20 protein-coding genes are annotated in these 23,025 nt (G+C 72.0%); 15 read left to right on the top strand and 5 right to left on the bottom strand.

The window, feature by feature from the left end; genetic code table 11:
• Nucleotides 1-42: 42 nt before the first annotated feature.
• Complete coding sequence (locus tag AB0B94_RS05350) at nt 43-549, bottom strand: winged helix-turn-helix domain-containing protein (RefSeq protein ID WP_357268550.1); 507 nt, start codon at nt 547-549, stop codon at nt 43-45.
• A gap of 269 nt (nt 550-818) precedes the next feature.
• On the opposite strand from AB0B94_RS05350, the gene AB0B94_RS05345 reads away from it, so the two are divergent.
• From AB0B94_RS05345 to AB0B94_RS05330, 4 genes are read left to right on the top strand one after another with little or no spacing between them, the layout of a single operon-like run.
• A complete protein-coding gene (locus AB0B94_RS05345) occupies nt 819-1,793 on the top strand; it encodes a phosphatase PAP2 family protein (RefSeq protein ID WP_357268548.1) in 975 nt (324 codons plus the stop codon).
• Nucleotides 1,794-1,809: 16 nt separating this feature from the next.
• Nucleotides 1,810-2,502, top strand: coding sequence for a response regulator transcription factor (locus AB0B94_RS05340; RefSeq protein WP_357268546.1), 693 nt, complete (start codon nt 1,810-1,812; stop codon nt 2,500-2,502).
• Entirely contained in the window at nt 2,499-3,959 is a 1,461-nt protein-coding gene (locus AB0B94_RS05335) for an ATP-binding protein (RefSeq protein ID WP_357268544.1), read from the top strand. Before AB0B94_RS05340 ends, AB0B94_RS05335 begins: the two co-directional genes overlap by 4 nt.
• Nucleotides 3,956-4,495 (top strand): hypothetical protein, encoded by a 540-nt coding sequence (locus tag AB0B94_RS05330; RefSeq protein ID WP_357268542.1) that lies wholly within the window; start codon nt 3,956-3,958, stop codon nt 4,493-4,495. Before AB0B94_RS05335 ends, AB0B94_RS05330 begins: the two co-directional genes overlap by 4 nt.
• A gap of 19 nt (nt 4,496-4,514) precedes the next feature.
• Here AB0B94_RS05330 and AB0B94_RS05325 read toward each other — a convergent pair whose 3' ends face one another.
• From AB0B94_RS05325 to AB0B94_RS05315, 3 genes are read right to left on the bottom strand one after another with little or no spacing between them, the layout of a single operon-like run.
• Nucleotides 4,515-5,540 (bottom strand): D-alanine--D-alanine ligase family protein, encoded by a 1,026-nt coding sequence (locus AB0B94_RS05325; RefSeq protein ID WP_357268540.1) that lies wholly within the window; start codon nt 5,538-5,540, stop codon nt 4,515-4,517.
• The gene (gene alr / locus AB0B94_RS05320; protein ID WP_357268538.1) at nt 5,537-6,679 is read right to left on the bottom strand and encodes an alanine racemase; all 1,143 of its coding nucleotides are present in this window, start codon (nt 6,677-6,679) and stop codon (nt 5,537-5,539) included. The genes AB0B94_RS05325 and alr overlap by 4 nt, the downstream gene beginning before the upstream one ends.
• Nucleotides 6,676-7,731 (bottom strand): acyltransferase, encoded by a 1,056-nt coding sequence (locus AB0B94_RS05315; RefSeq protein ID WP_357268535.1) that lies wholly within the window; start codon nt 7,729-7,731, stop codon nt 6,676-6,678. Before AB0B94_RS05315 ends, alr begins: the two co-directional genes overlap by 4 nt.
• 256 nt (nt 7,732-7,987) lie before the next feature.
• On the opposite strand from AB0B94_RS05315, the gene AB0B94_RS05310 reads away from it, so the two are divergent.
• A complete protein-coding gene (locus tag AB0B94_RS05310; protein ID WP_357268533.1) occupies nt 7,988-8,860 on the top strand; it encodes an LLM class F420-dependent oxidoreductase in 873 nt (290 codons plus the stop codon).
• Nucleotides 8,861-8,933: 73 nt separating this feature from the next.
• On the opposite strand, the gene AB0B94_RS05305 is transcribed toward AB0B94_RS05310, so the two are convergent.
• Entirely contained in the window at nt 8,934-11,195 is a 2,262-nt protein-coding gene (locus AB0B94_RS05305) for a catalase (RefSeq protein WP_357268531.1), read from the bottom strand.
• Nucleotides 11,196-11,379: 184 nt separating this feature from the next.
• On the opposite strand from AB0B94_RS05305, the gene AB0B94_RS05300 reads away from it, so the two are divergent.
• The 10 genes from AB0B94_RS05300 (at nt 11,380) to AB0B94_RS05255 (ending at nt 23,016) form a co-directional block, all read left to right on the top strand.
• Nucleotides 11,380-12,279: an alpha/beta hydrolase gene (locus AB0B94_RS05300; RefSeq protein WP_357268529.1), complete on the top strand. Its 900-nt coding sequence runs from the start codon at nt 11,380-11,382 to the stop codon at nt 12,277-12,279.
• 136 nt (nt 12,280-12,415) lie between these two features.
• Nucleotides 12,416-13,201: an ATP-binding cassette domain-containing protein gene (locus AB0B94_RS05295; RefSeq protein ID WP_357268527.1), complete on the top strand. Its 786-nt coding sequence runs from the start codon at nt 12,416-12,418 to the stop codon at nt 13,199-13,201.
• Nucleotides 13,198-13,920, top strand: a complete 723-nt coding sequence (locus AB0B94_RS05290; protein ID WP_030490741.1) for an ABC transporter ATP-binding protein — start codon at nt 13,198-13,200, stop codon at nt 13,918-13,920. Before AB0B94_RS05295 ends, AB0B94_RS05290 begins: the two co-directional genes overlap by 4 nt.
• 30 nt (nt 13,921-13,950) lie before the next feature.
• A complete protein-coding gene (locus tag AB0B94_RS05285; protein WP_124860330.1) occupies nt 13,951-14,829 on the top strand; it encodes a branched-chain amino acid ABC transporter permease in 879 nt (292 codons plus the stop codon).
• Complete coding sequence (locus AB0B94_RS05280) at nt 14,826-15,938, top strand: branched-chain amino acid ABC transporter permease (RefSeq protein WP_357268524.1); 1,113 nt, start codon at nt 14,826-14,828, stop codon at nt 15,936-15,938. The genes AB0B94_RS05285 and AB0B94_RS05280 overlap by 4 nt, the downstream gene beginning before the upstream one ends.
• 83 nt (nt 15,939-16,021) lie before the next feature.
• Complete coding sequence (locus AB0B94_RS05275) at nt 16,022-17,308, top strand: ABC transporter substrate-binding protein (protein ID WP_357268522.1); 1,287 nt, start codon at nt 16,022-16,024, stop codon at nt 17,306-17,308.
• Between the two features lie 152 nt (nt 17,309-17,460).
• Nucleotides 17,461-18,228, top strand: a complete 768-nt coding sequence (locus AB0B94_RS05270; RefSeq protein ID WP_357268519.1) for an SDR family oxidoreductase — start codon at nt 17,461-17,463, stop codon at nt 18,226-18,228.
• 94 nt (nt 18,229-18,322) lie between these two features.
• On the top strand, nt 18,323-18,934 hold the full coding sequence (locus tag AB0B94_RS05265) for a TetR/AcrR family transcriptional regulator (RefSeq protein WP_357268517.1): 612 nt from the start codon (nt 18,323-18,325) through the stop codon (nt 18,932-18,934).
• Nucleotides 18,935-18,998: 64 nt separating this feature from the next.
• On the top strand, nt 18,999-21,821 hold the full coding sequence (locus AB0B94_RS05260; RefSeq protein WP_357268515.1) for an AAA family ATPase: 2,823 nt from the start codon (nt 18,999-19,001) through the stop codon (nt 21,819-21,821).
• Nucleotides 21,822-21,867: 46 nt separating this feature from the next.
• Nucleotides 21,868-23,016, top strand: a complete 1,149-nt coding sequence (locus AB0B94_RS05255) for an acyl-CoA dehydrogenase family protein (protein WP_357268513.1) — start codon at nt 21,868-21,870, stop codon at nt 23,014-23,016.
• The last annotated feature ends 9 nt before the right edge of the window (nt 23,017-23,025 follow it).

Genomic DNA, 23,025 nt, shown 5'->3' with positions numbered 1-23,025 from the left:
CCTGGTCCCCGACCAGGCGGGCCGGACCGCGCCCGGGGGTGATCAGACGGGAGCGAGCCGGAAGCCGACGCCGCGTACCGAGTGGATCGTCGCCGCGGCGTTGAGACTGGCGAGCTTGCCACGCACCCGGCGGATCACCGAGTGCATGTCGGAGCCCCGGCCGAGGTGCCGGTTGCCCCAGACCTCAAGGTGCAGGCGTTCGTAGGTCCAGACCTGACCGGGCGCGTGCACCAGGCAGAGCAGGACGTCGTGTTCCAGCCGGGTCAGGTCGATCTCCTGGTCGCGCCAGCGCAGCACTCGGCGGTCGGAGTCGACGGCCAGATCCGGTGGCGGTGGCTGGGGGCTCGGCGCCGCCTCGGCGAGCGTCACCCGGGTCGGGGGAGCCGGGGCGGCAGGCGCCTCGACCACCCCGAGGAACTCTCGTGCCTGGTCGACTGTCGAGACGATCAGGAAGGCGTCACTGCCGCCGAGCAGCCGGGCCAGATGTCGCCGCTCGGCCGGCGAGGATGCGATGCCGATGACCAGGCTGGCCACTGGGATTCCCTGCATGTGCCAACACCTTCCGGTTCCCCAACTCACTCCGGATGGATTTTTCGTACCGCCGACCGAAACATCGATCGGCGTCCTGACCCTAGTGGTGGCTGATCTCGGCTGGGTTAAACATAGTTGCATGGAAGCATGTGAATCCCATTGCGCCGTCCAGGTCCACCCGGTCCCACCGCCGACGATCCGCTCTCCGGAGGCGGTGGGGGTGGTTGTGACAGAACCAAGACAATCCGAGGACGGGGTACGGACCTGCCGACGCGAGCATGGTTGCCATGTCCATCGGATCGTTGTACCTCGTAGGGCGCTCGACGCCCGGTCCGGCGCGACCGCTGCCCCATGCCCGCGCGGCGGTTGCACTGGGCCTGCGGCTGCTCGCGGCGGCGCTGTGCGGTCTGGTTGCCCTGACCCTCACCGCCGTCGTCTTCGTGCTGACGTACCCCGGGCAGTGGCTGGACGGGGTGCTCCTGCCGCGCGCCGAGCGGGGCGGAGGGTACGAGCAGCAGACCGTGCTGGTGGGCCCAGCCAAGACGGTGCTGGTCGCCTTCGGCAGCCCGAGCCTCATCGCGGCTCTGCTCGGTGTGGTGCTGCTGGTGGGTGTGCTGCGCCGGCGGCTGGTGGCGGGGGCCGTGGGTGTGGGGATGGTCGTCGGTGCGGTGCTGCTGGCCGGCGCCGTGAAAGCGGAGCTGCCCCGCCCGGATCTACAGGTCTTGAGCTCCACCACCCACAACAGCTTCCCCAGCGGTCACGTCGCTGCGGCGACCGCACTGCTGCTGGCGTTCATGCTGGTCCTGCCGGGGTGGGCCCGGCGCTGGCTGGCGGCGCCGGGCGCTGTGGGTGTGTCGGTGATCGCCTCCGCCACGATGATCGCGGGCTGGCACCGGTTCAGTGACGTGCTCGGTGGCGTACTGCTGGGGGTGACAGTGTTCTGCCTGGGCGCGGCGGCGTTGGCGGCCTGGTCCGGCGACGGCGACACGACCGGCGGTTCGGATGGTGGCAGCCTCTGGCGCAGGCTGGCCGAGGCGGGAGCCGGGCTGGTCGTGCTGGTCTGGGCGCTGCTGGTGGTCGTGCCCGGTCTGGCCGCGTCGGTGCAGCGGGGCTTGTTGATCGCCATCGTGGCCGCCGCCGCGTCGACGATGTTCCTGGTGGGCGCTGTCGTGTTCCTGGTGCGTTCGACGGAGTTCGCGGTTCGGGTTCCCGCGCCGAGCCCCGAGCCGCCGCCATCGACAGGAACCCGAAACATCTCATGATGGGATACTTGGCGACATGTCCCAGGTGCTGTTGATCGAAGACCACCAGACGGTGCGCGACGGACTGCAGTTGGCGCTCACCCGACAGGGCCACACAGTGCATGCCGTGGGCACCGGTGAGCAGGGTTTGGAACGGCTGCGCACGACCCCGTCCGATGTCGTGGTCCTCGATCTCATGCTGCCCGGGATGGACGGGTTCGAGGTCTGCCGCCGGATCCGGCAGCTCGGCGACCTGCCGATCATCATGCTCACCGCCCGCAACGACGACATGGACGTGGTGGCCGGCCTGGAGGCCGGAGCCGACGACTACGTGGTCAAGCCCGTGCAGGCCCGGGTGCTGGAGGCGCGCATCCGCGCGGTGCTACGGCGGACCGGTGGCGACGCGCGGCGCGGCGGCGACCGGACCGGCCTGGAACAGCACGGTGCGTTGACCATCGACCGGGCCGCGCTGGTGGTCAGCAAGGACGGAACGCCGGTCAGCCTCGCCCCGACGGAGCTGCGGCTGCTGCTCGAACTCTCGCACACGCCGGGCCAGGTGCTCAGCCGCCAGCAGCTGCTGGAGGCCGTGTGGGAGCACGGGTATCTCGGCGACTCGCGCCTCGTGGACGCCTGCGTCCAGCGGGTACGCGCCAAGATCGAGGCCGATTCGTCGGCACCGCTCTACATCCAGACAGTGCGTGGTTTCGGATACCGGTTCGGGCCGCTGTGACACTGTGGCGCCGGGTCGGCGCGTGGGTGTCGGGTCTGCGGGTCCGACTCGTCCTGGCGTTCGCGCTGCTGGGCGTGATCACGACGGTGGCGGTGGCCAGTGGCAGCTACTTCCAGGCTCGAACCGTCATCCTCCAACAGGCGCAGGACGCCGCTGTGACGTCGCTGACCGACCAGCTCACCAAGGTCTACCCGATCGTCCAGCTTCCGCCGACCCAGGACGACCTCGAACTGTTGGCCCAGCGCCTCAGCGACCGGGAAAGCTTCGCGGTGGTCGTCTACCGGGACATGCGGACACAGAGTGGCGCCAAACTGGCCGACCCGCTCACCCCCGAGCTGCGGCAGGAGGTCCGTGACGGTCGCATCGCCTGGCAACGTGTCTCGCTCGCCGGAGAACCCGCGCTGCTCATCGGTACCCAGTTGGCGCTGGACAGCCCGGACGGCACGTCCCGCCCGTCCGGGGTGGAGGTCTACTCGGTGCGCAATCTCGTGCCCGAGCAGCAGAGTATCGACCGGCTCGCCAGCAGGGCATGGCTGACCGGCGGGTTGTCCCTGCTCCTCGCCGTCCTGCTGGCCCTGCTGTCCGCCCGCGGAGTCCTGCGGCCCGTCCGCGACCTCAGCCAGGCGGCGCGCCGCCTCGGTGAGGGCGACCTGAGCACCCGGTTGACGATCCGGGGCGCCGACGAGCTGGCGGATGTGGCACGGACCTTCAACGACACCGCGGGCACGCTGGAGCGGCAGGTAGGCGAGCTGCGGCGGTTGGAATCCGACGCCCGCCGCTTCGTGGCCGACGTCTCGCACGAACTCCGGACTCCGCTGGCAGCGATGACGGCGGTCACCGACGTGCTCGACGAGGAGGCGGAACACCTGCCCGGGGACGCGGGCCGGGCCGCCCGGCTGGTCAGCCGGGAGACGCAGAACCTCACCCAACTGGTCAACGACCTCATCGAGATCAGCAGGTTCGACTCCGGCACCGCGCGGCTCGCCCTGGACGACGTGGACGTGGCCGCGGCGGTGACCGCGACCCTGCGCATCCGCGGCTGGCTGGACCGGGTACGAACGGAGTTGGCACCCGGCATCGTGGCTCGACTCGACCCCCGCCGACTGGACGTCATCGTCGCCAACCTGGTCGGCAACGCCTTCCGGCACGGTGCCGAGCCGGTGTCGGTACGGCTCAGCGCCGACCAGGACTGGGTCACCATCGAGGTGGCCGACCGGGGACCCGGACTGGATCCGGAGGTGTTGCCACACGTCTTCGACCGCCTCTACAAGGCCGACACCGCGCGAACCCGCTCCGAGGGCAGTGGCCTCGGTCTCGCCATCTCCTGGGAGAACGCGCGCCTGCACCGTGACGGGGATCGACGGGGGAGTCTCGTAGCGGGCAACGGCCACCACGGCGGCGCGGTGTTCACCCTCCGCCTGCCCCGCGAAACGGCGGACACCGGAGGTGCCCGGTGACCGGCCGACGGACGGGCCGTGCGCTGCTCGCCAGCGGCCTGCTGCTGACGCTGGTAGCGGCGGGCTGTGGGGTACGACCCAGCGGGGTCATCACCGGTCGCCCTCCGATCAGCGGCCCCGCCCGGGGCACGTGGCTCTACCTGCTCGCACAGGGCGAACTGGTGCTGGTCCTCCGCCACGGCGGGCAGCGCCCCGCTGGCGATGCCCCGACCCCGGTCAACACGGACCCGTCGCCCGCCGCCGCGCTCTCGCTGCTGGCGGCCGGTCCGCAGCAGAACGAACGCGCCCAGGGTTTCACCAGCGACGTTCCGGCTGGCCTCGACCCGGTTACCGTGACGGCCGGAGCCGGTCGGTCCGGTGGGCTCACGGTGCGGGCGAACATCGCGGCGCAGGGTTTGTCAGCGCGCGCGGTCGACCAGATCATCTGCACGAGCGTCGCCGCCGCGGCGCAGGTCAGCGCGGCGAACACCGCCACCACTGTCACCATCGTCGGGTCGGACGGCGCCCGAGGGCCCCGGGCGTGCCCGATCAGGTGACCGGGCACCGAGCGCCGACTCACACCAGGTGGTCGACAGCGCGTTCCGGCCGCGGCAACCCGCTGTGGTGGCAGTGGTCCTGATCGGCCAGCGCGCCGGCGATCAGGATGTCGATCAAGGCGGCGAAGCCGATGCCGGCCTGCTGCCAGATCTGGGGGAACTGGGACGCGGCGGTGAAGCCGGGGAACGTGTTGACCTCGTTCACGATGGGCTCGGGCGACCCCTCGGTGGGCAGGAAGAAGTCGACCCGCAGCAGCCCACGGCAGTCGAGGGCCTGGAAAGCGCGAATCGCACGGTCCTGAAGCACCTCGGTGGTCGCCGCGTCGAGCGGGGCGGGAATCTGGAAGATCGCCCCGCCGTCGTACTTCGCGTCGTAGTCGAAGAAGCCGGCGCCGGTCACCCGGATCTCCAGCGGCGGGCCGGCCTGCACCCGGCCGTCCGGGTGCTGGAGCACCGCCACGTCGATCTCGCGCCCCCGCGCTCCCTGCTCGACGAGCACCTTCGGGTCGATCTGGCGGGCCTGCTCCAGCGCGGCGGGAACTCCCGCCCAGTCGTCCACCCTGACGACGCCCAGGCTCGACCCGGCCCGGGCCGGCTTGACAAAGACCGGCAGCTCCAGCCGACGCTGGTCCTCGGGGGACAACTCCTCGCCGGGACGCAGTGTCACCCCCGGGCTGACCCGCAGGCCCTCCGCCGCGAGGAGCCGCTTGGTGACGCCCTTGTCCATGCCGGCGGCGCTGGCGAAGACGCCGTTGCCGACGTACGGCACGCCGAGCCACTCCAGCAGCGACGACACTGTGCCGTCCTCGCCGTACGGGCCGTGCAGGGCCGGGAACACCACGTCCTGGGCACGCAGGACCCGCAACGCCGCGGGCAGGGGCGTCGGTCGGCCGCCGACGTGCCACAGGCCGTCGCGGTCGATGAGCACCTCGGTGACCTGGTACCGCTCACGGTCGAGGTGGGCGAGGATGCTCGCCGCCGAGCGGCAGGACACCTCGTGCTCGCCGCTCTGCCCGCCGTACAGCACTGCCAGTCGGGTTGTCATGAGTTCCGTGCCCTTCCGTGGAGGTGCTCGCGGGCCACCCGGGCCCCGATACCGGTCAAGATCTCGTGGGGGTTCGTGTCGGCCCAGCGGGCCCATTCGACGACAGTGGGAGGGTGCTGGTCGCCCTCGGCCGGGCCGAACACCACCACCGGGTCGCCGATCGTCACGGGAAGATCCCCGGCGTCGACAACGCACTGGTCCATCGCGATGCGCCCGACGATCGGGCACCGCCGGCCGGCGAGCCAGACCGAGGCGCGGCCACCCGCGACCCGGGGAAGCCCGTCGGCGTAGCCGAGCGGCAGCAGCGCGAGTGTGGTCGGTGCGCCGGTCACGTGCTCGGGCCCGTAGGAGACGCCAGTGCCGGCCGGCACCCGCTTGACGTTGACCACGCTCGTCCGCACCGTCATCGCGGGGTGCAGCCCGAACTCGCCCGGACCGTTCACGCCGAACGGGTCCACGCCGTAGAGGGCGATCCCGATCCGGCAGAGGTCGAATCGGGTCCGCGGTGCGGAGAGCGCGGCGGCCGAGTTGGCCAGGTGGACGAGGTCGGGGCTCAAGCCAGCGGACCGTGCGGTCCGCAGCGCCTCCTCGAAGATCGCCACCTGGCGGGTGAGCGCGGGGGCGCCCGGCAGGTCGGCGTCGGCGAGGTGGGACCACACCCCGCGCACCCGGATCCCACCCTCTCGTTCGTACTTGCGGGCCCAACCGACCAACTCCGGCCAGTCGTCCCCGGCGGCCCCGTTGCGGGACAACCCGGTGTCCGCCTTGAGCTGCACCATCGCCGGCACGCCGAGCCGACGGGCCGCGTCGGCGACGGCGTGCAGGTGCGTCGTCGTGGACACGCCGACGTCGACGCCAGTCTTGATCAACATACCGAAGTCGTCATCCGGGCCGTGCAGCCAGCTCAACGTGGGCGCTGTCACACCCGCGTCGCGAAGGGTCAGCGCCTCGGCCGTCGAGGTCACCCCCAGCCAGGAGGCGCCGGCGCGCAGCGCGGCCCGGGCCACCTGCACCGCACCGTGGCCGAACCCGTCGGCCTTCACCACCGCCATCAGTCCGGTGCCGGTGACCGACGCAATTGCCCGCACGTTGCTGGCGATAGCGTCCAGGTCGATCAGGGCTTCGGCGAGGGCGCTCATCCGGCCGCCTCCACCCGGCGCGCGCCGGGCAGCGCGAACAACCAGCCCGCGCGAACCGCCAGCAGCCCGCGGTGAACGGCCAGGCTCAGACCGATCACCAGCCCGCTCAGCAGAATCGGATAACCGAGCACTATCAGGCCCTGAGCGGACCCATCCAGCCCGGAAACCGGTACGAGCAACAGCCGGTGCAGCAGGGCCAGGACCGGCATGTGAATGACGTAGATCGGCAGTGTGATGCGGCCGAGCCTAGCCAGCGGTTCGCTGAGCGCCGACCACCGCGACAGCCGGGCAGCGGCGGTTATGCCGAAGATCACTGCCAGCACGGAGACCGCCGGCCATACCCCGAACCACTGCTGGGCGCCGGTCACCGCCATCGTGGCGAGCGCCAGGACGTAACCACCCGAGGTCAGCAACAGCCGGCGGCGGCTGGCGGTGGCGACCCACCGCTGGATCTGCGGCCGCAGGTACCGGCCGGCGAGGAAGAAGACCAGGTTCTGGTAGAGGCCGGCGCGGTTGCCCGGGGTGTCGAGCAGGCCGGCGGCGGCGACGGCGGACAGCGCGGCGGCGGGGACCAGGACCAGCGCCCGGGGCGCCCGGCGGGTCACCTTGGCGATCGTGAAGTACAGCGCCAGGGCGTACAGGTACCACAGGTTGGACGGCGTGACGGTGAGCTGCTCCAGCAGGCCGAGCGCCGAGGTGGCCCGGTCGGTGGGCAGTTGCGGCGCGGCGGCGAGGACCACCGTGTGGATCAGCAGCCAGACGGCGTACAGGTAGAGGAACCCGGCGATCCGGCTGCGGGCGACCACCCGCCACCGCCGCTGGGCGGCGTTCGCCGCGAAGACGCCCGAGATGGTGAAGAACAGCGGCATCCGCAGCGGGAGGAACTGCTCACCCAGGGTTCCCCAGAAGCCCGGCACCGGTACGCCGACGTGCCAGTCGATCTGGAGGTAGTCCTTCACGACGACGTGCCACAGCACGACGAGGATGATGCAGACGCCCTTCGCGGCATCAGCCCACTGCGCCCGGTGTGATCCGGCGGCAGGTGCGGGCACGGGGGCAGGGGTGGGTCCGCTCCGGTGGCGGTGACGGAACCGGACGCGCGTCGCGTCGGGCTTCAGCTCGACGGGCCGGGGCTCGGTGGGAGACAGCTGTTGGATCACTCACCGAAAGCTGCCAGCCGGATATCCCCGCGTGATCCACGAATTGTCATGGTCCGGTAATGGACGCCGCCGGAGCTGATTCGTAGGCGGTTCCGAGCCGGCCCCGGCGGACGCCGGGCGGCACTAGGCTCGTTGCGGAGGTGCCAACATGAAGCTCGGGCTGCACTACTGGAACTACTCGACTCCGGCCGACCCGGCCGCGATCGCACCGACCCTGGCGCAGACGGCGACAGTCGCCGAGCAGGCCGGCGTCGCGTCGTTCACGGTGATGGACCACTTCTTCCAGATGGACGCGGTGTTCGCGGCCGAGGAGCCGATGCTGGAGGCGTACACCACGCTGGGCTACGTCGCGGCCATGACGCAACGGATGACGCTGGGCGTGCTGGTCACCGGCGTGATGTACCGCTACCCGGGGTTGCTCGCCAAGACCGTGACGACCCTCGACGTGCTCTCCGGCGGCCGGGCCCGCCTCGGCATCGGCGCCTCCTGGTACGAGCGGGAGCAGCTCGGGCTGGGCGTGCCGGTCGTCCCGGTGGCCGAGCGGTTCGAGCGGTTGGAGGAGACGCTGCGCATCTGCCTGCAGATGTGGAGTGCCGACGACGGCCCGTTCAACGGGCAGCACTACCAGCTCGCCGAGACCATCAACTCGCCGCAGCCGTTGAGCCGCCCGCGCCCGCCCATCATGATCGGTGGTGGCGGCGAGAAGAAGACCCTGCTGCTGGTGGCCCGGTACGCCGACGCCTGCAACCTGTTCGGCCGCGGCGGCATTGACGACATCGCGCGCAAGCTGGATGTGCTGCGCGGGCACTGCGCCGCCGAGGGCCGTGACTACGACACCATCGAGAAGACTGTTGTCGCCTCCCAGGCGCCGCTGGACGACACCGACGCGTTCCTCGCCGAGGTGTCCGAGTACGCAACGCTCGGCGTGCGCGAGGTGCAGGTGACGCCGGATCGGGACCCTGTCGAGTTCGCCCGGCGGCTCGGCGACGAGGTGCTGCCCCGGTTGGCCGACATCGGTTGATTCCACAGCGCCAGGACACTGGCGAGGGCCGTCCTCCCGGTGGTGCGGAGGACGGCCCTCGTCAGTGCTTGGGTCAGGCGACCGCGGCCGGGAACCGTTCCCAGACCCGGTGTGCGGCCATCAACTGCTGCACCGCGGTCAGCGCCTCGACGCCCGAGCCCGCCGCCACGACTCCCGGGGTGCCGGCGACGCCGGCCTGCTCCAGCACTGTGACGCCGGCGCCCCAGGCGCCGATCGCCTTGGCGTGCCGCCAGGACTCCTCGACGAGAAGCAGCACGCGGGGGTCCACGGTGGTCGGGGCCGGCGTGCCCGCCTTGGCGTCGCGGGCGGGCAGGGCATCCGGTGCGGGTGCCGGCGCGCCGGCCAGGAGGACCGCGTCGAACTCGACCGACCGGCCGGTGGCGAAGGTGCGCTGCACCGGCAGGTCGCCGACCATGCCGCCGTGCGGGGCGATCAGCAGCGGCACCATCCCGGCGTCGAACACGGCCCTGCGGACCTCGTCGACGCCGTCCAGGTCGCCGTCGGGGTCGACGACGATCCCGACCATCCGGCCGTCACTCGGCCACTCCCGACCGACCTGCGACAGCGCCGGGCTGGGCGTGACGTCAGGAAGCGGCACTGTCGGCTGGGGCGCGGGCAGGCCCAGGCCGGTGGCGACCTGCTCGCACAGCACCGGGTCGATGTTGGCGAGGCTCTGCAGCTGACGCTCCTTGATCGCCTGGTGGTAGCACTTGCCCAGCTCGAAGGTGTACGCCCTGATGATGTGTTCCTTCTCGACCGGCGACATGCTCAGCCAGAACAGGCGGACCTGGCTGTAGTGGTCGTCGAACGAGGCCGGGTTAGCGCGTACCTTCGGTGCCTGCGCCACGGTCACCGGCACGTCGACGAAGGCGTGCTCGGCGTCCCCGGCGGGGAACGGGTTGCCGCCGTCGAGCGAGTTCGGTCGGTACGGTGCGACGCCCGCGTGCACGGCGTGCTGGTGGAAGCCGTCACGCAGCATGTCGTTCACCGCGGCGTGCGGGCGGTTGATCGGGATCTGCGCGAAGTTCGGCCCGCCCAGGCGGGTGAGCTGCGTGTCGACGTACGAGAAGAGCCGGCCCTGCAACAGCGGGTCGTTGGTGACGTCGATGCCCGGGGGCAGGTGTCCGAGGTGGAAGGCGACCTGTTCGGTCTCGGCGAAGAAGTTCGTCGGCGTCCGGTTGAGGACCAGCTTCCCGATGGGCTGCACCTCGGCCAGCTCCTCCGGCACGATCTTCGTCGGGTCCAGCAGGTCGATGCCGGCGAAGGTCTCCTCGGGAGTGTCCGGGAAGACCTGGATGCCCAGCTCCCACTCGGGATACGCGCCGGCCTCGATGGCGTCGTAGAGGTCGCGTCGGTGGAAGTCCGGGTCCATGCCGCCGAGCAGTTGGGCCTCCTCCCAGGTCAGCGAGTGCACGCCCAGCTTCGGCTTCCAGTGGAACTTGGCCAGCACCGTCTCTCCGGCCTCGTTGACGAGGCGGAAGGTGTGCACGCCGAAGCCCTCCATCGTCCGGTACGAACGCGGAATGCCCCGGTCGGACATGTTCCAGATGGTGTGGTGCTGCGCCTCGGTGTGCAGCGACACGAAGTCCCAGAAGGTGTCGTGGGCGCTCTGCGCCTGCGGGATCTCCCGGTCGGGGTGCGGCTTGCCGGCGTGGATGATGTCCGGGAACTTGATCGCATCCTGGATGAAGAAGACCGGCATGTTGTTGCCGACCAGGTCGAAGGTGCCCTCGTCGGTGTAGAACTTCGTGGCGAAGCCACGGGTGTCGCGGACCGTGTCGGCCGAACCCCGCGAACCGAGCACCGTGGAGAACCTGACGAAGACGTCGGTCTCGCGGCCCTTCTTGAGGAACCCGGCCCTGGTGACCGCCTCGGCGGTGCCGTACGCGGTGAACACCCCGTGCGCACCGGCGCCCCGGGCGTGCACCACGCGCTCCGGAATGCGTTCGTGGTCGAAGTGCGTGATCTTCTCGCGTAGGTGGTGGTCCTGGAGGAGCACCGGGCCGCGCGGGCCGGCCTTGAGGGAGTGGTCGGTGTCGCGCAGCCGCGCCCCGTTCGCGGTCGTGAGGTAGGCCCCCTGCTGACCGTTGGCGATCGTCGGCGCGCCGGTCTCCGCGCCGGTCGGCGTGCGGGTCTGCGGTGCCCCCTGTTCGGGCTTCGGCGGCAGCGGGTCGTGCGGCGTCGTCGGCTCCTCGAGCGGCGGTGGCGCGCTTCCCGGCGCACCGGGGACATCCGGGGTGAGGGCTTCGGTGATCTTTTCTGAGGCGGTCTTCACCACGTTCTTGACCGCCTCGGCGGGCTTGCTGGAATCCACTGAATGAACCTCTCCATGGCGCTTGGGCGGGCCGGCGCCTGCCCTGCTACCCCAGGTCAGAGGGTCGAAACACGACTCATCGCGGCATCCTTCGCCGGGACTGGTGATTTCGCCGATGCCGGGAGCGGCGGAGCAGCCAAAACTGACACACGTCGATATCCCTCGACTTTAGGGAGTGCCCGACGTGTCCTCACCAACCACCACCCGTCCCCGTTCCGTCGCAGCCCGTGCCACCCGGTTCGCGTTGGCCGCCGTCCTGGCTGCCGGCGGCGTCCTGGCCGGATCCTCCGGCGCCGCCCAGGCCGCCGGCCCGTACGAGCGGGGCCCCGCCCCGACCACCGCGATCCTGGAGGCCAGCCGCGGCCCGTTCGCGACGGCCTCGCAGAGCGTGTCCTCGCTGAGCGTCACCGGCTTCGGCGGCGGCGTCATCTACTACCCGACCAGCACCAGCGAGGGCACCTTCGGCGCCATCGCCATCTCGCCCGGTTACACAGCCGCCTGGTCGAGCATCAGTTGGCTCGGACCGCGCATCGCCTCGCACGGCTTCGTGGTGATCGGCATCGAGACCAACAGCCGGCTGGACCAGCCGGACAGCCGGGGCCGGCAGTTGCTCGCCGCGCTGGACTACCTGACCCAGCGCAGCTCGGTGCGCACCCGGATCGACAGCAGTCGACTCGCCGTGGCCGGCCACTCCATGGGTGGCGGGGGCAGCCTGGAGGCGGCCTCGTCGCGACCCTCGTTGCAGGCCGCGGTGCCGCTGGCGCCGTGGAACCTGGACAAGAGCTGGTCCGAGCTGCGGGTGCCCACGCTGATCGTCGGTGGCGAGAGCGACAGCGTCGCGCCGGTCGCGTCGCACTCGGTGCCCTTCTACAACAGCATCCCGGCCTCCGCCGAGAAGGCGTACCTGGAGCTGAACGGGGCGAGCCACTTCTTCCCGCAGACCACGAACACGCCGACCGCGCGGCAGATGGTGGCCTGGTTGAAGCGGTTCGTCGACGACGACACCCGCTACGAGCAGTTCCTCTGCCCCGGCCCGAGCGGCTCGCAGATCCAGGAGTACCGCAACACCTGTCCCAGCGCCTGACGGCGGTCACGGGGCGGTCGCCGCTGGCGGCCGCCCCGTCCACGTGCGCAGGGGAGCATTGAAGGTCTTGACGCCAAACCCGAGAAACGTACACTGCGAGTGTAAATAAACACCCGCCACGACAGAGGGATGGGTGATGGAGCGCGGCCTCGAACTGCACCACATCGGCGTCCGTTTCGGCGGCCTCACCGCCCTCGACGACGTGTCAGTGCGGGTGCCACCCAACCGGGTGGTGGGCGTCATCGGGCCCAACGGCGCCGGCAAGACCACGCTGTTCAACGTGATCTGCGGCTTCGTCGCACCGGAGACGGGCTCACTCACCCTCGACGGCCGGCCGCTGCGGCCACGGCCGCACCGGCTGACCCGGCTCGGCATCGCCCGGACCCTTCAGGGCACCGGGCTCTTCGCCGGGCTGAGCGTGCTGGAGAACGTGATGACCGGCGCTTCGCACACCGCCCGTGCCGGCTTCGTCCCGGCGCTGCTCGGGCTGCCGGCCAGCGACCGCGACGAGCGTCGGCTCCGCGGGGAGGCCCTGGCCATTCTCGACGAGCTGGGCATCGCCGAGCACGCCGGGGCCGCGCCGACCACACTGCCCTTCGCCGTACGCCAGCGGGTCGCCCTGGCCCGCGCGCTCGCCGCCCGGCCCCGGCTGCTCCTGCTCGACGAGCCGGCCGGTGGCCTCGGGGCGGACGACATCGCCGAGCTGGCGGAGCTGGTCCGGCAACTGCCCCGACGGGACACCGCCCCCTGCGCCGTGCTCCTTGTCGAACACCACATGGACCTGGTGATGGCCGTCTGCGACGAACTCGTGGTGCTCGACTTCGGCCGGGTCATCGCCGCCGGCACCCCGGACGAGATCCGCGACGACCCCGCGGTCACCGACGCGTACCTCGGTGTCACAGTCGAGGAGGCATCCCCATGACCGCGACCGACCTGCTCGTCGTGCGGGGGCTGGTCGCCGGTTACGGTGCCGCGCCCGTGTTGCGGGCCATCGACCTCACCGTCCCGGCCGGCACCATCGCCGCTGTCGTCGGCGCGAACGGCGCCGGCAAGACCACTCTGCTGCGCGCGCTCTCCGGCATGATCCGCCCGGCCGCCGGCCAGGTCCTGCTGGCCGGGGAAGACCTTCGCGGTACGCCGGTGGAGCAGCTCGTCCGACGCGGCATGGCGCACGTGCCGGAGGGTCGGGGCGTGATCAGCGAGCTGACCGTCGACGAGAACCTGCGGCTGGGCGGGCTGTGGCGACGCGACCGCGCCGACGCCGGACGGGCCCTCGACGAGGTCTACCAGCTCTTCGAGCCGCTGGCCCGACGCCGCCGGCACCTCGGTCATCAGCTCTCCGGCGGCGAGCGGCAGATGCTCGCGCTCGGTCGGGCCCTGGTCGGCCGACCCCGCCTGCTGCTGCTGGACGAGCCGTCGCTCGGCCTTGCGCCACGGGTGGTCGCCCGGACCATGGCCCTGCTCCGCCAACTGCGCGACCGCACCGGGCTGACCGTCCTGCTGGTCGAGCAGAACGTGCGCAGCGCGCTAGCCGTCGCCGACCAGGGCGTCGTGATGTCCCTCGGTCGGGTGGTGATCGCCGCCCCGGCGGTGCAGCTACGCGACGACGTCGACCTGCGCCACGCGTACCTCGGTTTCTGACCACCACCTCGTCCCCCGGAGGGAGGACTGTTGGACCGCTTCGTCTTCCTCACCGTCGACGGCCTGTCCCGGGGCGCGGTGTACGCCGCGTTCGCGTTGGCCCTGGTGCTCATCTGGCGGGCGGCGCGGGTCGTCAACTTCGCCCAGGGAGCGATGGCCGTCGCCGCCGCGTACGTCGCCTACACGGTCAGCACCGCGACCGGTTCCTACTGGCTGGGTTTCGTGGTCGCGATCGTCGCCGGCCTGCTGCTCGGCGCGCTGGTGGACCGCGTGGTGATGCGGCACGTCGATCACGCCTCACCGCTCAACCCGGTGATCGTCGCGCTCGGGCTGGTGCTGCTGATCCAGGCCGTACTGGGCATGGTGTACGGCAGCGAGTTCCGCCCCGCCGAGGCCCCGTTCAGCCGGTCCGCCCTCACAGTGGGCGGCGTCGCCGTGCTGTCCCCGTACGACCTGTTCGTCTTCGCCACGATCGGCGTGGTGGTCAGCGGCCTGGCCTGGATGTTCGCGCGTACCCCGGTGGGGTTGCGGATGCGCGCGGCGGCCTTCGCTCCGGAGGTCTCCCGACTGCTCGGGGTCAACGTCGGCGGGATGCTGACCCTCGGCTGGGCGCTCGCCTCCGGGGTGGGCGCGCTGGCCGCCATGCTGGTCCTGCCGACCGAGCTGGGCCTGCACCCGCACGCGATGGACCTGGTGTTCGTCTCGGCGTTCACCGCGGCGGTGGTCGGCGGGCTGGACAGTCCACCGGGGGCGGTGGTCGGTGGGCTCGCGGTGGGGCTGCTGCTCTCCTACGTCAGTGGCTACGCCGGCAGTGACCTCACTCCGCTCGCGGTGCTGGTCCTGCTGCTGGCGGTGCTGCTGGTCCGGCCCGGTGGGCTGTTCGCCCCGGTCGCGGCGAGGCGGGTGTGAGCGCCACGAAGGCGGCAGTGCCGCCGAGAGAGCAGCTGGACGACCGGGGCGGCCGACCGGCCGACCGGCGACGCGGCTCCACCCTGCTGCGCCACCTCGCTGTGGTGCTGGCCGCCGGGTTGCTGTTGGTGGCGGTCAGCTACTCCGTCGAGCCGTTCCGCAACTTCCAGCTCGCCACCGTGGCCGCCTACCTCTGCGCGACGGCTGGGCTGACCGTCCTCACCGGGCTCAACGGTCAACTGTCGCTCGGGCACGGCGCGTTGATGGCCACCGGGGCGTACACAGTGGCGCTGTGTCAGACCGCGTTCGCCGACCGGGGGATGACCGGCGGTTGGCTGTTGCCGCTCTCGCTGGGTGCGGCGATCGTCAGCACGGTCGCGGTCGGCGCGGTGGTCGGTGTGGCCGCGGCCCGGCTGCGTGGCCCCTACCTGGCCGGGGTCACCCTCGCGGTGGCCGTGGTGGTGCCGGCGCTGGCGGTCACCTTCGACGGCGTGTTCAACGGCGAGCAGGGGCTGTCGGTGCCGGTGGAGCCGCCGCCGTTGTCGCTCGGCCCGTACTTCCCGTACGAGCGGTGGCAGCTCTGGGTCACCGGCGCGGCAACCCTGCTCGCGTTGCTGCTGTTGGCGAACCTGATCCGCAGCCGGTACGGGCGTACGTTCCGGGCGGTCCGCGACGACGAGGTGGCGGCCCGCCTCGCCGGCATCCACGTGGCCCGCACCCAGGTCCTCGCGTTCGTGGTCAGCGCCGCCACCGCCGGGCTCGGCGGCGCGCTGCTGGCGGTGCTCGCGCAGAGCGTCTCACCCGGCGCGTTCTCGCTGACCCTGTCGCTGTTCCTGCTGATGGCAGTGGTGATCGGTGGCCTGGGTCGACTGACCGGAGCGCTGTGGGGGGCCGTCCTGCTGGTCGCCCTGCCCGATCTGACCCACTCGGTGACCGAGATGCTCACGCTCTCGCCCGCTGTGGCGCAGCGGTTGGAGGGCAACCTCCCCCTGGCGATCTTCGGGCTCACCCTGATCGTCGTCATGATCGCCGCCCCCGGCGGTGTGCAGGGTCTGCTGTCGCGTCTCGGCCGGGCGTTGTTGGCCAGGCGGCCGACCCGGCGTTCCTGAGCTGTCCTCGGTCCGGCCTCGGCCGGGCGCCCCACCACCACACCGTTCCCCGACAACCGGACCGAGAAAGGTCGGTGTTTCCCATGCACCGTAAAGCGCATCGCGGCCTCGCGATCGCCAGCACCCTTGCCCTGCTCATCACCGCAGCCGGCTGTAGCGGCGACGACGGACCCGGCTCCGGCGGGGCATCGGTGCCGGGCGTCACCGCCACCGAGATCGTCGTCGGCACCCACATGCCGCTGACCGGGCCGGCCTCGGCCGGCTACTCGAAGATCGCCCCAGCGACGAAGGCGTACTTCGACTACGTCAACGCCAACGGCGGAGTGCACGGCCGCAAGATCACCTACAAGATCATGGACGACGGCTACAACCCGGCGAACACCCAGCAGGTGGTCCGTCAGCTCGTCCTCCAGGACAAGGTCTTCGCCGTCCTCAACGGCCTGGGCACGCCGACGCACACCGGGGTGCTCGACTTCCTCAAGAGCAACCGGGTACCCGACCTGTTCGTCGCCTCCGGCAGCCGCAGCTGGGACCAGCCGGACAAGTATCCGGGCACGTTCGGGTTCAACCCGGACTACACGGTGGAGGGCAAGATCCTCGCCAACTACGCGAAGCGGGACCTGGCCGGGCAGAAGGTCTGCTTCCTCGGTCAGGACGACGACTTCGGGCGGGACAGCCTGGCCGGCGTGGAGAAGGTCCTCGGCGCCACGGCCGTGGCGGTCAAGCAGACGTACGTCACCAGCAACACCAACGTGGCGCCGCAGATCGGCGCGTTCAAGGCGGCCGGTTGCCAGGTCGTCGTGCTGGCCACAGTGCCCGGCTTCACCGCGCTCTCCATCGGCACCGCGGCGCGGCTGGGCTTCAAGCCGCAGTGGCTGGTCTCCAACGTCGGCGCCGACCACCCGACACTGGCCAAGCAGCTCGGCGCCGCCGCGCCGCTGCTGGAGGGCATGGTCGGCACCAACTACCTGCCGATGCAGAACGACACGGCGAACCCGTGGATCCAGCTCTTCACGAAGGTCAACAAGGAGCACAACGGCGACGCGCCGTTCGACGGCAACACCGTCTACGGCATGTCGGTCGGCTACCTCTTCGTGCAGGTGCTGCTCGCCGCCGGCAAGGACCTGACCCGGGAGAAGGTGCTGGAGGCAGTGCAGAAGGGCGGCTTCCAGGGCCCCGGGCTGGTGCCGCTGCGCTTCTCCGCCACCGACCACTCCGGATACGGCGGCCAGCGGTTGAGCCGGGTGAGTGGGGGAGTGCAGAGCTACTTCGGTCCGGCGTACGAGACGGACGAGGCGGACGGGTCGGTCAACGAGTACACCGCCACCCCTGCCGCGCCGCCGGCGAACGGGGTGCCGACCGTCTCCTGAGCCCCGTAGCCCCGTAGCCCCGACGTCCGACCGGGCGTGGTCCCGCCTGACCACGCCCGGTCGGACGACTGCGCGCGTGCTGTCGGCTCGGCCTGCCGACCGGTCGGCGGAGGCGTTGACCGATACCGATCGACGCTCCTACTATCTGCACCGTGAATGCATATTCGGGCCGACTCGCGGGCCGGGTCGCCATCGTCACCGGCGCCAGTCGGGGGATCGGTCTGGCCATCGCCCGACGCCTCGTCGCCGAGGGCGCCCGGGTGGGTCTGACCGCCCGCCGCCCGGAAGGGCTGGCCGAGGCGGTCGCCACCCTGGGCGGTCCGGCGCACGCCCTTGCGGTGCCGGGCCGGGCCGACGATCCCGAGCACCGGGCCGCCGCGGTGCGCCAGGTGAGCGCGGCGTTCGGCCCGGTGGATCTGCTGGTCAACAACACCGGCATCAACCCGGTGCACGGCCCGCTGGTCGAGCTGGACCTGGCCGCGGCCCGCAAGATCCTCGACGTGAACGTGGTCGCCGCGCTCGGCTGGGTGCAGGAGGTCTGCGCCGCCGGCATGACCGAACGCGGCGGCTGCGTCGTCAACGTCTCGTCGATCGCCGGGCTCGGCCCGTCGCCCGGCATCGCCTGCTACGGCGTCAGCAAGGCTGCGCTCAACCACCTCACCGCCAGCCTCGCCGTGGAGCTGGGGCCGACGGTCCGGGTCAACGCGGTCGCCCCCGGCGTGGTGAAGACCCGCTTCGCCGCCGCCCTCTACGACGGGCGGGAGGCGGAGGTCGCCGCGCGGTACCCGCTCGGACGCCTCGGTCTGCCGTCGGACGTGGCGGGCGCTGTCGCCTTCCTGGCCTCCGACGATGCCAGTTGGATCACCGGGCAGACCATCGTCTGCGACGGTGGCGTCTCGCTGACCGGCCGGGCCGGATGACGACGTCGGCGGAGCGTCCGGAGCCGCTGATCAACGGCTGTCTAGACTCGGCGGTGCGTCGGGGGACGCCATGGCGGTGAGGGGGCGGGGGCGGATGGACGGGGTCGATGTGGCGGGCCGGGTCGACGGGCGCACCGCGCGCGCCGAGCGGACCCGCGCGGCCATCGTCGAGGCGCACCTCGCGCTCATCTCCGAGGGTGACCTCCGCCCGACCGGGGAACGCATCGCCGAGCGGGCCGGGATCTCGTTGCGCACCCTCTGGACCAACTTCAAGGACATGGAGACCCTCTTCGAGGCCAGCGGCGCGGAGGTGCTCCGCCAGCAGGACGCCGCCTACCGGCCGATCTCGACCGGGCTGCCGTTGACGAAGCGGGTCGACGCGTACTGCCGGCAGCGGGCCCGGCTGCTCCAGCTCATCGCGCCGTCGGCGCGGGCCGCCCAGATGCGTGAGCCGGTCTCCGAGCAGCTGCACCGCAACAAACTCAAGCACATCGAACGGGTCCGCGACGAGGTCGAGGAGCTCTTCGCCGTCGAGCTGGCCGAGGCCGGGTCGGGCCGGGAGCAGTTGCTCAACGCCCTGGTGGCGGCGAGCACGTGGCAGGCCTGGTCGATGCTGCGCTACGGGCTCGGCCTGGGCGTGGACCAGGCCCGCGCGGTGATGTCCCGGACCGTGGGCGCCCTGCTGGCCGAGGTCGCGCCCGACTGATTCCGGCCCGGCCCGATATCGCCCCCTCTTTCCATTCGGTTTCCGATGGGTAACACTGGCAGGCATGGTTACTGCATCAAGAGTGCAACTAACCGTGCTGCGTGGCCGGGACGACGAGTGCCGGGCTGTCCGGAGCCTGCTCGACGGCATGACCAACGCCGGCGGTGCCCTGCTGTTGCGCGGAGAGCCCGGATCGGGCCGGACTGCGCTGATCGGCTACGCCCATCGGCACGCCGAGGGCTGCACCGTGCTGGCCGGCAGCGGGCTCGCCGAGGAGGCCGCCCTGCCGTACGCCGGCCTGCAACGTCTGGTCGACCCGGTGCTCGACCGGGCCGCCGCGCTCCCCGGTGAGCAGCGCCAACTGCTGCGGCGCGCACTGGCCGGGGAGAGCTGCCCGGCCGACCGGCGGTTGACCCTGTCGATGGCGGTGCTCGGGCTGCTCACCGCCGCCGCCCGGGACCGGCCGTTGCTCGCCACCATGGACGACATCGACCGGGGTGACCCGCAGACCGCGCAGGTGCTGGCGTTCGTGGCCCGCCGACTGCGGCACCTGCCGCTCGCCGTCCTGCTCACCGCGGACGTCACCGCCAACCTCGACGGGATACCGGCGCACCGGCTGCGGGCGCTGAGCGAGCACGAGAGCCGTGCCGTCCTCACCGATCGACTCGATCGGCTCACCGAACGCGAGGGCGGCAACCGGCTCCCCGACCGGCCGGCCGCGTCGGCAGTGACCGCCCTGGCCGCGATCGGCGGCGGCAACCCGCAGGCCCTTGTGGACCTCGCCGAGGTGCTCACCGCGGGGCAGTGGCGGGGCGAGGAGTCGCCGCCCGCCGCGCCACCGGCGGACGGAGCGTTGGGTCGCGCGTACCGTGCCCGGCTGGACCGGCTGCCCCCGGAGACCCGGCGGGTGCTGTTGCTCGCCGCGCTCGATGAGGACGGCGAGCCGGGCACCCTGATCCGGGCCACTGCTGCCGCCGGCGCCGAGGTCGAGGCGCTCGCCCCGGCGGAGGTCGCCGGCCTGGTCCGCGTCGAGCAACGCGGCGTCACCTTTCCGCAGCCGCTGGTGCGCATGATGATCGCGGCCAGCGCGCCGCTCGCGGAGCGCCGCGCCGCGCACCGACTGCTCGCCGAGGTGCTGGTCGCGGATGGGCAGCGGCTCCGCCGGGCGATGCACCTCGCCGCCGCGACCGCGGGTGCCGATCCGGCCCTCGCCGCCGAACTGGAACAGGCGGCGGTCGGCGGATCCGACGGCTGGGTCGCCGCCTCGGTGGCCCTGCGGTGGGCCGCCGAGCTGAGCGACCAGCCGAGGCTGACCGCCACCCGCCTGCTGACAGCAGCCCGCTACGCCTGGGCCGGGGGACAACCCGACGAGGCCCGGCTGCTGCTCGACCGCCTCCGCGCGGTCTGCGTCGACCCGGTCGTTCGAGGCCGCGCCGACCTGCTCCGCGGCGAGCTGGAGCTGCGCTGCGGCACCGCGATGAGTGCGTCGGCCACGCTGTTGGCCTCCACCGCGGCGGTGGACGGCACCGACCGTGCCCTGGCGTTAACCGGGCTGGTGCGGGCCGGCGAGGCGGTCTGCTTCACCGGCGACCAGTACCGGTACGCCGAGATCGGCCGGCGGGCGCTGGCGTTGCGGCGACCCGACGACCCACCGGCCATCGAGGTCATGGGTTGTCTGGTCGCCGGGGTGGCGGCGACCCTGCGGGGCGACCACGAGCGAGCCGGGCCCGCGCTGCGCCGCGCCGTGGTGCTGGGCGACCGGCTGACCGGTTGGGCGTTGACCCCCACCGCGCTCAGCTGCGCCGCGGCGGCCGGACTGCTGGTGGCGGTGGACGGGGCGGCCCACCGGCTCGCCGAGCGTGCCGTCGAGCTGGCCCGGGAACGGGGTGAGTTGTCCATGCTGCCGCGGGCGTTGGAGCTGCGGGCGGTCGCCGAGTACTGGCTGGGTCGGCACGAGGCGGCGGCGGAGACCTCCCGCGACGGGCTGCGCGTCGCTCGGGCCACCGGGCAGGTCAACTGCGCCAACGTCCATCTGGGCATGCTCGCCGTCCTCGCCGCGATCCGGGCCGATCGGGAGACCAGCCTGCGGCGGATCCGCGAGATCGGCGAGTCGCCGACGCCGGGCAGCCGCCCGCATGCGCTCGCCGCGTGGGCCCTGGCGGTGCTCGACCTGGTTGACGGCCGGCACGCCGAGGCGGCGGAGCGATTGGCGTCGCTGGCTCGGCTCGGCACGCGCCGAGGTCAGGTCCTGGTGCAGGTGATGGCCACCCCGTACCTGGTGGAGGCGGCGGCGCACCTGGCGCACCGGCCGGCGGCGACGGCCGCGCTCGCCGCGTTCGACAGGTGGGCCAGCAGCACCGCGAGCCCGTTGCGCCGGGCCCTGTCCGCGCGGTGTCACGCACTGCTCGCCCCTCGGGGCGGCACCGAGGCGGAACGGGACTTCCAGGCGGCGCTGCGCCTGCACCCGACCGAGGCCGGCACGTTCGAGCGGGCCCGCACCGAACTGCTCTTCGGTCAGGAGTTGCGCCGCAGCCGACGCCCTCGCGACGCGCGGACGCACCTGCACCAGGCCCGCGAGATGTTCAGCCTGCTCGGGGTGGAGTGCTGGGCCGAGCAGGCCACCACGGAGCTGCGGGCGGCCGGGGAGTCGATCGGTCCGCCGGACCTGCCCGCGGCCCGGTTGTTGACCGGCCAGCAACTGCGGATCGCCGAGCTGGTCGCCGAGGGCGCCACCAACCGGGAGATCGCCGCCCGGATGTTCCTCTCCACCCGCACCGTCGATCACCACCTGCGCAACGTGTTCCACCGCCTGGGCATCCGTTCGCGGACCGAGCTGGCCCGCGCGTTCACCGCCGAACGGCACGTCGGTCTGGCCTCCGACCGGTGAGCGTCCGGTCTGGACGCGTTTAACTATCACCGCTAGTTTGAGCGTCATGGACCTCACCCTCTCCGCCGAGCAGGCGGCGGTCCGCCAGTTGGCCGCCGAGTTCGCCGACCGCGAGCTGCTGCCGCAGGCGGCCGCCTGGGACCGCCGCGAATCGGTCGACCCCGCCATCGTCGGCATGCTCGGTGACCTGGGCTTCCTGGGGCTGACCATCGCCGAGACCGACGGCGGTTCCGGCGGCGACCACCTCGCGTACTGCCTGGTCCTGGAGGAACTGGGCCGGGGCGACTCGGCGGTGCGCGGCATCGTCTCGGTCTCCCTCGGCCTGGTCGCCAAGTCGATCGCCGCGCACGGAAGCGCGGAACAGCGGGCCGAGTGGTTACCGAAGCTCTGCGCCGGCAGCGCACTCGGCTGCTTCGCGCTGACCGAGCCGGACAGCGGCTCGGACGCGGCCGCACTGCGCACCCGCGCTGTGCGCGACGGCACCGACTGGCTGCTCAGCGGCACCAAGATGTTCATCACCAACGGGACCACCGCCGACGTCGCGCTGGTCTTCGCCCGCACCGGCGGCCCCGGGCACCGCGGAATCACCGCGTTCCTGGTGCCCACCGACAGCCCGGGGCTGACCCGGCGGGAGATCCACGGCAAGCTCGGCCTACGCGGTCAGGCCACCGGCGAGCTGGGCTTCGACGAGGTGCGCGTGCCGGACACGGCCCGCCTCGGCGGCGAGGGCGCCGGGTTCCGGCTGGCAATGGCCACCCTCGCCAAGGGCCGGATGTCGGTGGCCGCCGGCTGCGTCGGCATCGCCCAGGGTTGCCTCGACGCGGCGGTCGGTTACGCCGGGCAGCGCACCCAGTTCGGCAAGCCGATCGCCGCACACCAGCTCGTCCAACAACTGCTCGCCGCCATCGCGGTCGACACTGCCGCCGCCCGGCTGCTGGTGTGGCAGGTGGCCGATCTGATCGACCGCGACCAGCCGTTCGCCACCGAGGCGTCGACGGCCAAGCTCTTCGCCAGTGAGGCCGCCGTCCGCGCGGCCAACAACGCGGTCCAGGTCTTCGGCGGGTACGGCTACATCGACGAGTATCCGGTCGGCAAGTATCTGCGCGACGCCAGGGTGGCAACGCTCTACGAGGGCACCAGTCAAATTCAGCAACTCCTCATCGGACGCGCGCTCACCGGCGTCAACGCCTTCTAGTAGCTGTAG

It is taken from the genome of Micromonospora sp. NPDC048986 (assembly GCF_040649335.1).
In the GTDB taxonomy this organism is placed as follows: Bacteria; Actinomycetota; Actinomycetes; order Mycobacteriales; family Micromonosporaceae; genus Micromonospora; species Micromonospora alfalfae.
The sequence above is the reverse complement of the archived record's forward strand: the minus strand, read 5'-3'. Positions and strand labels throughout refer to the sequence as shown.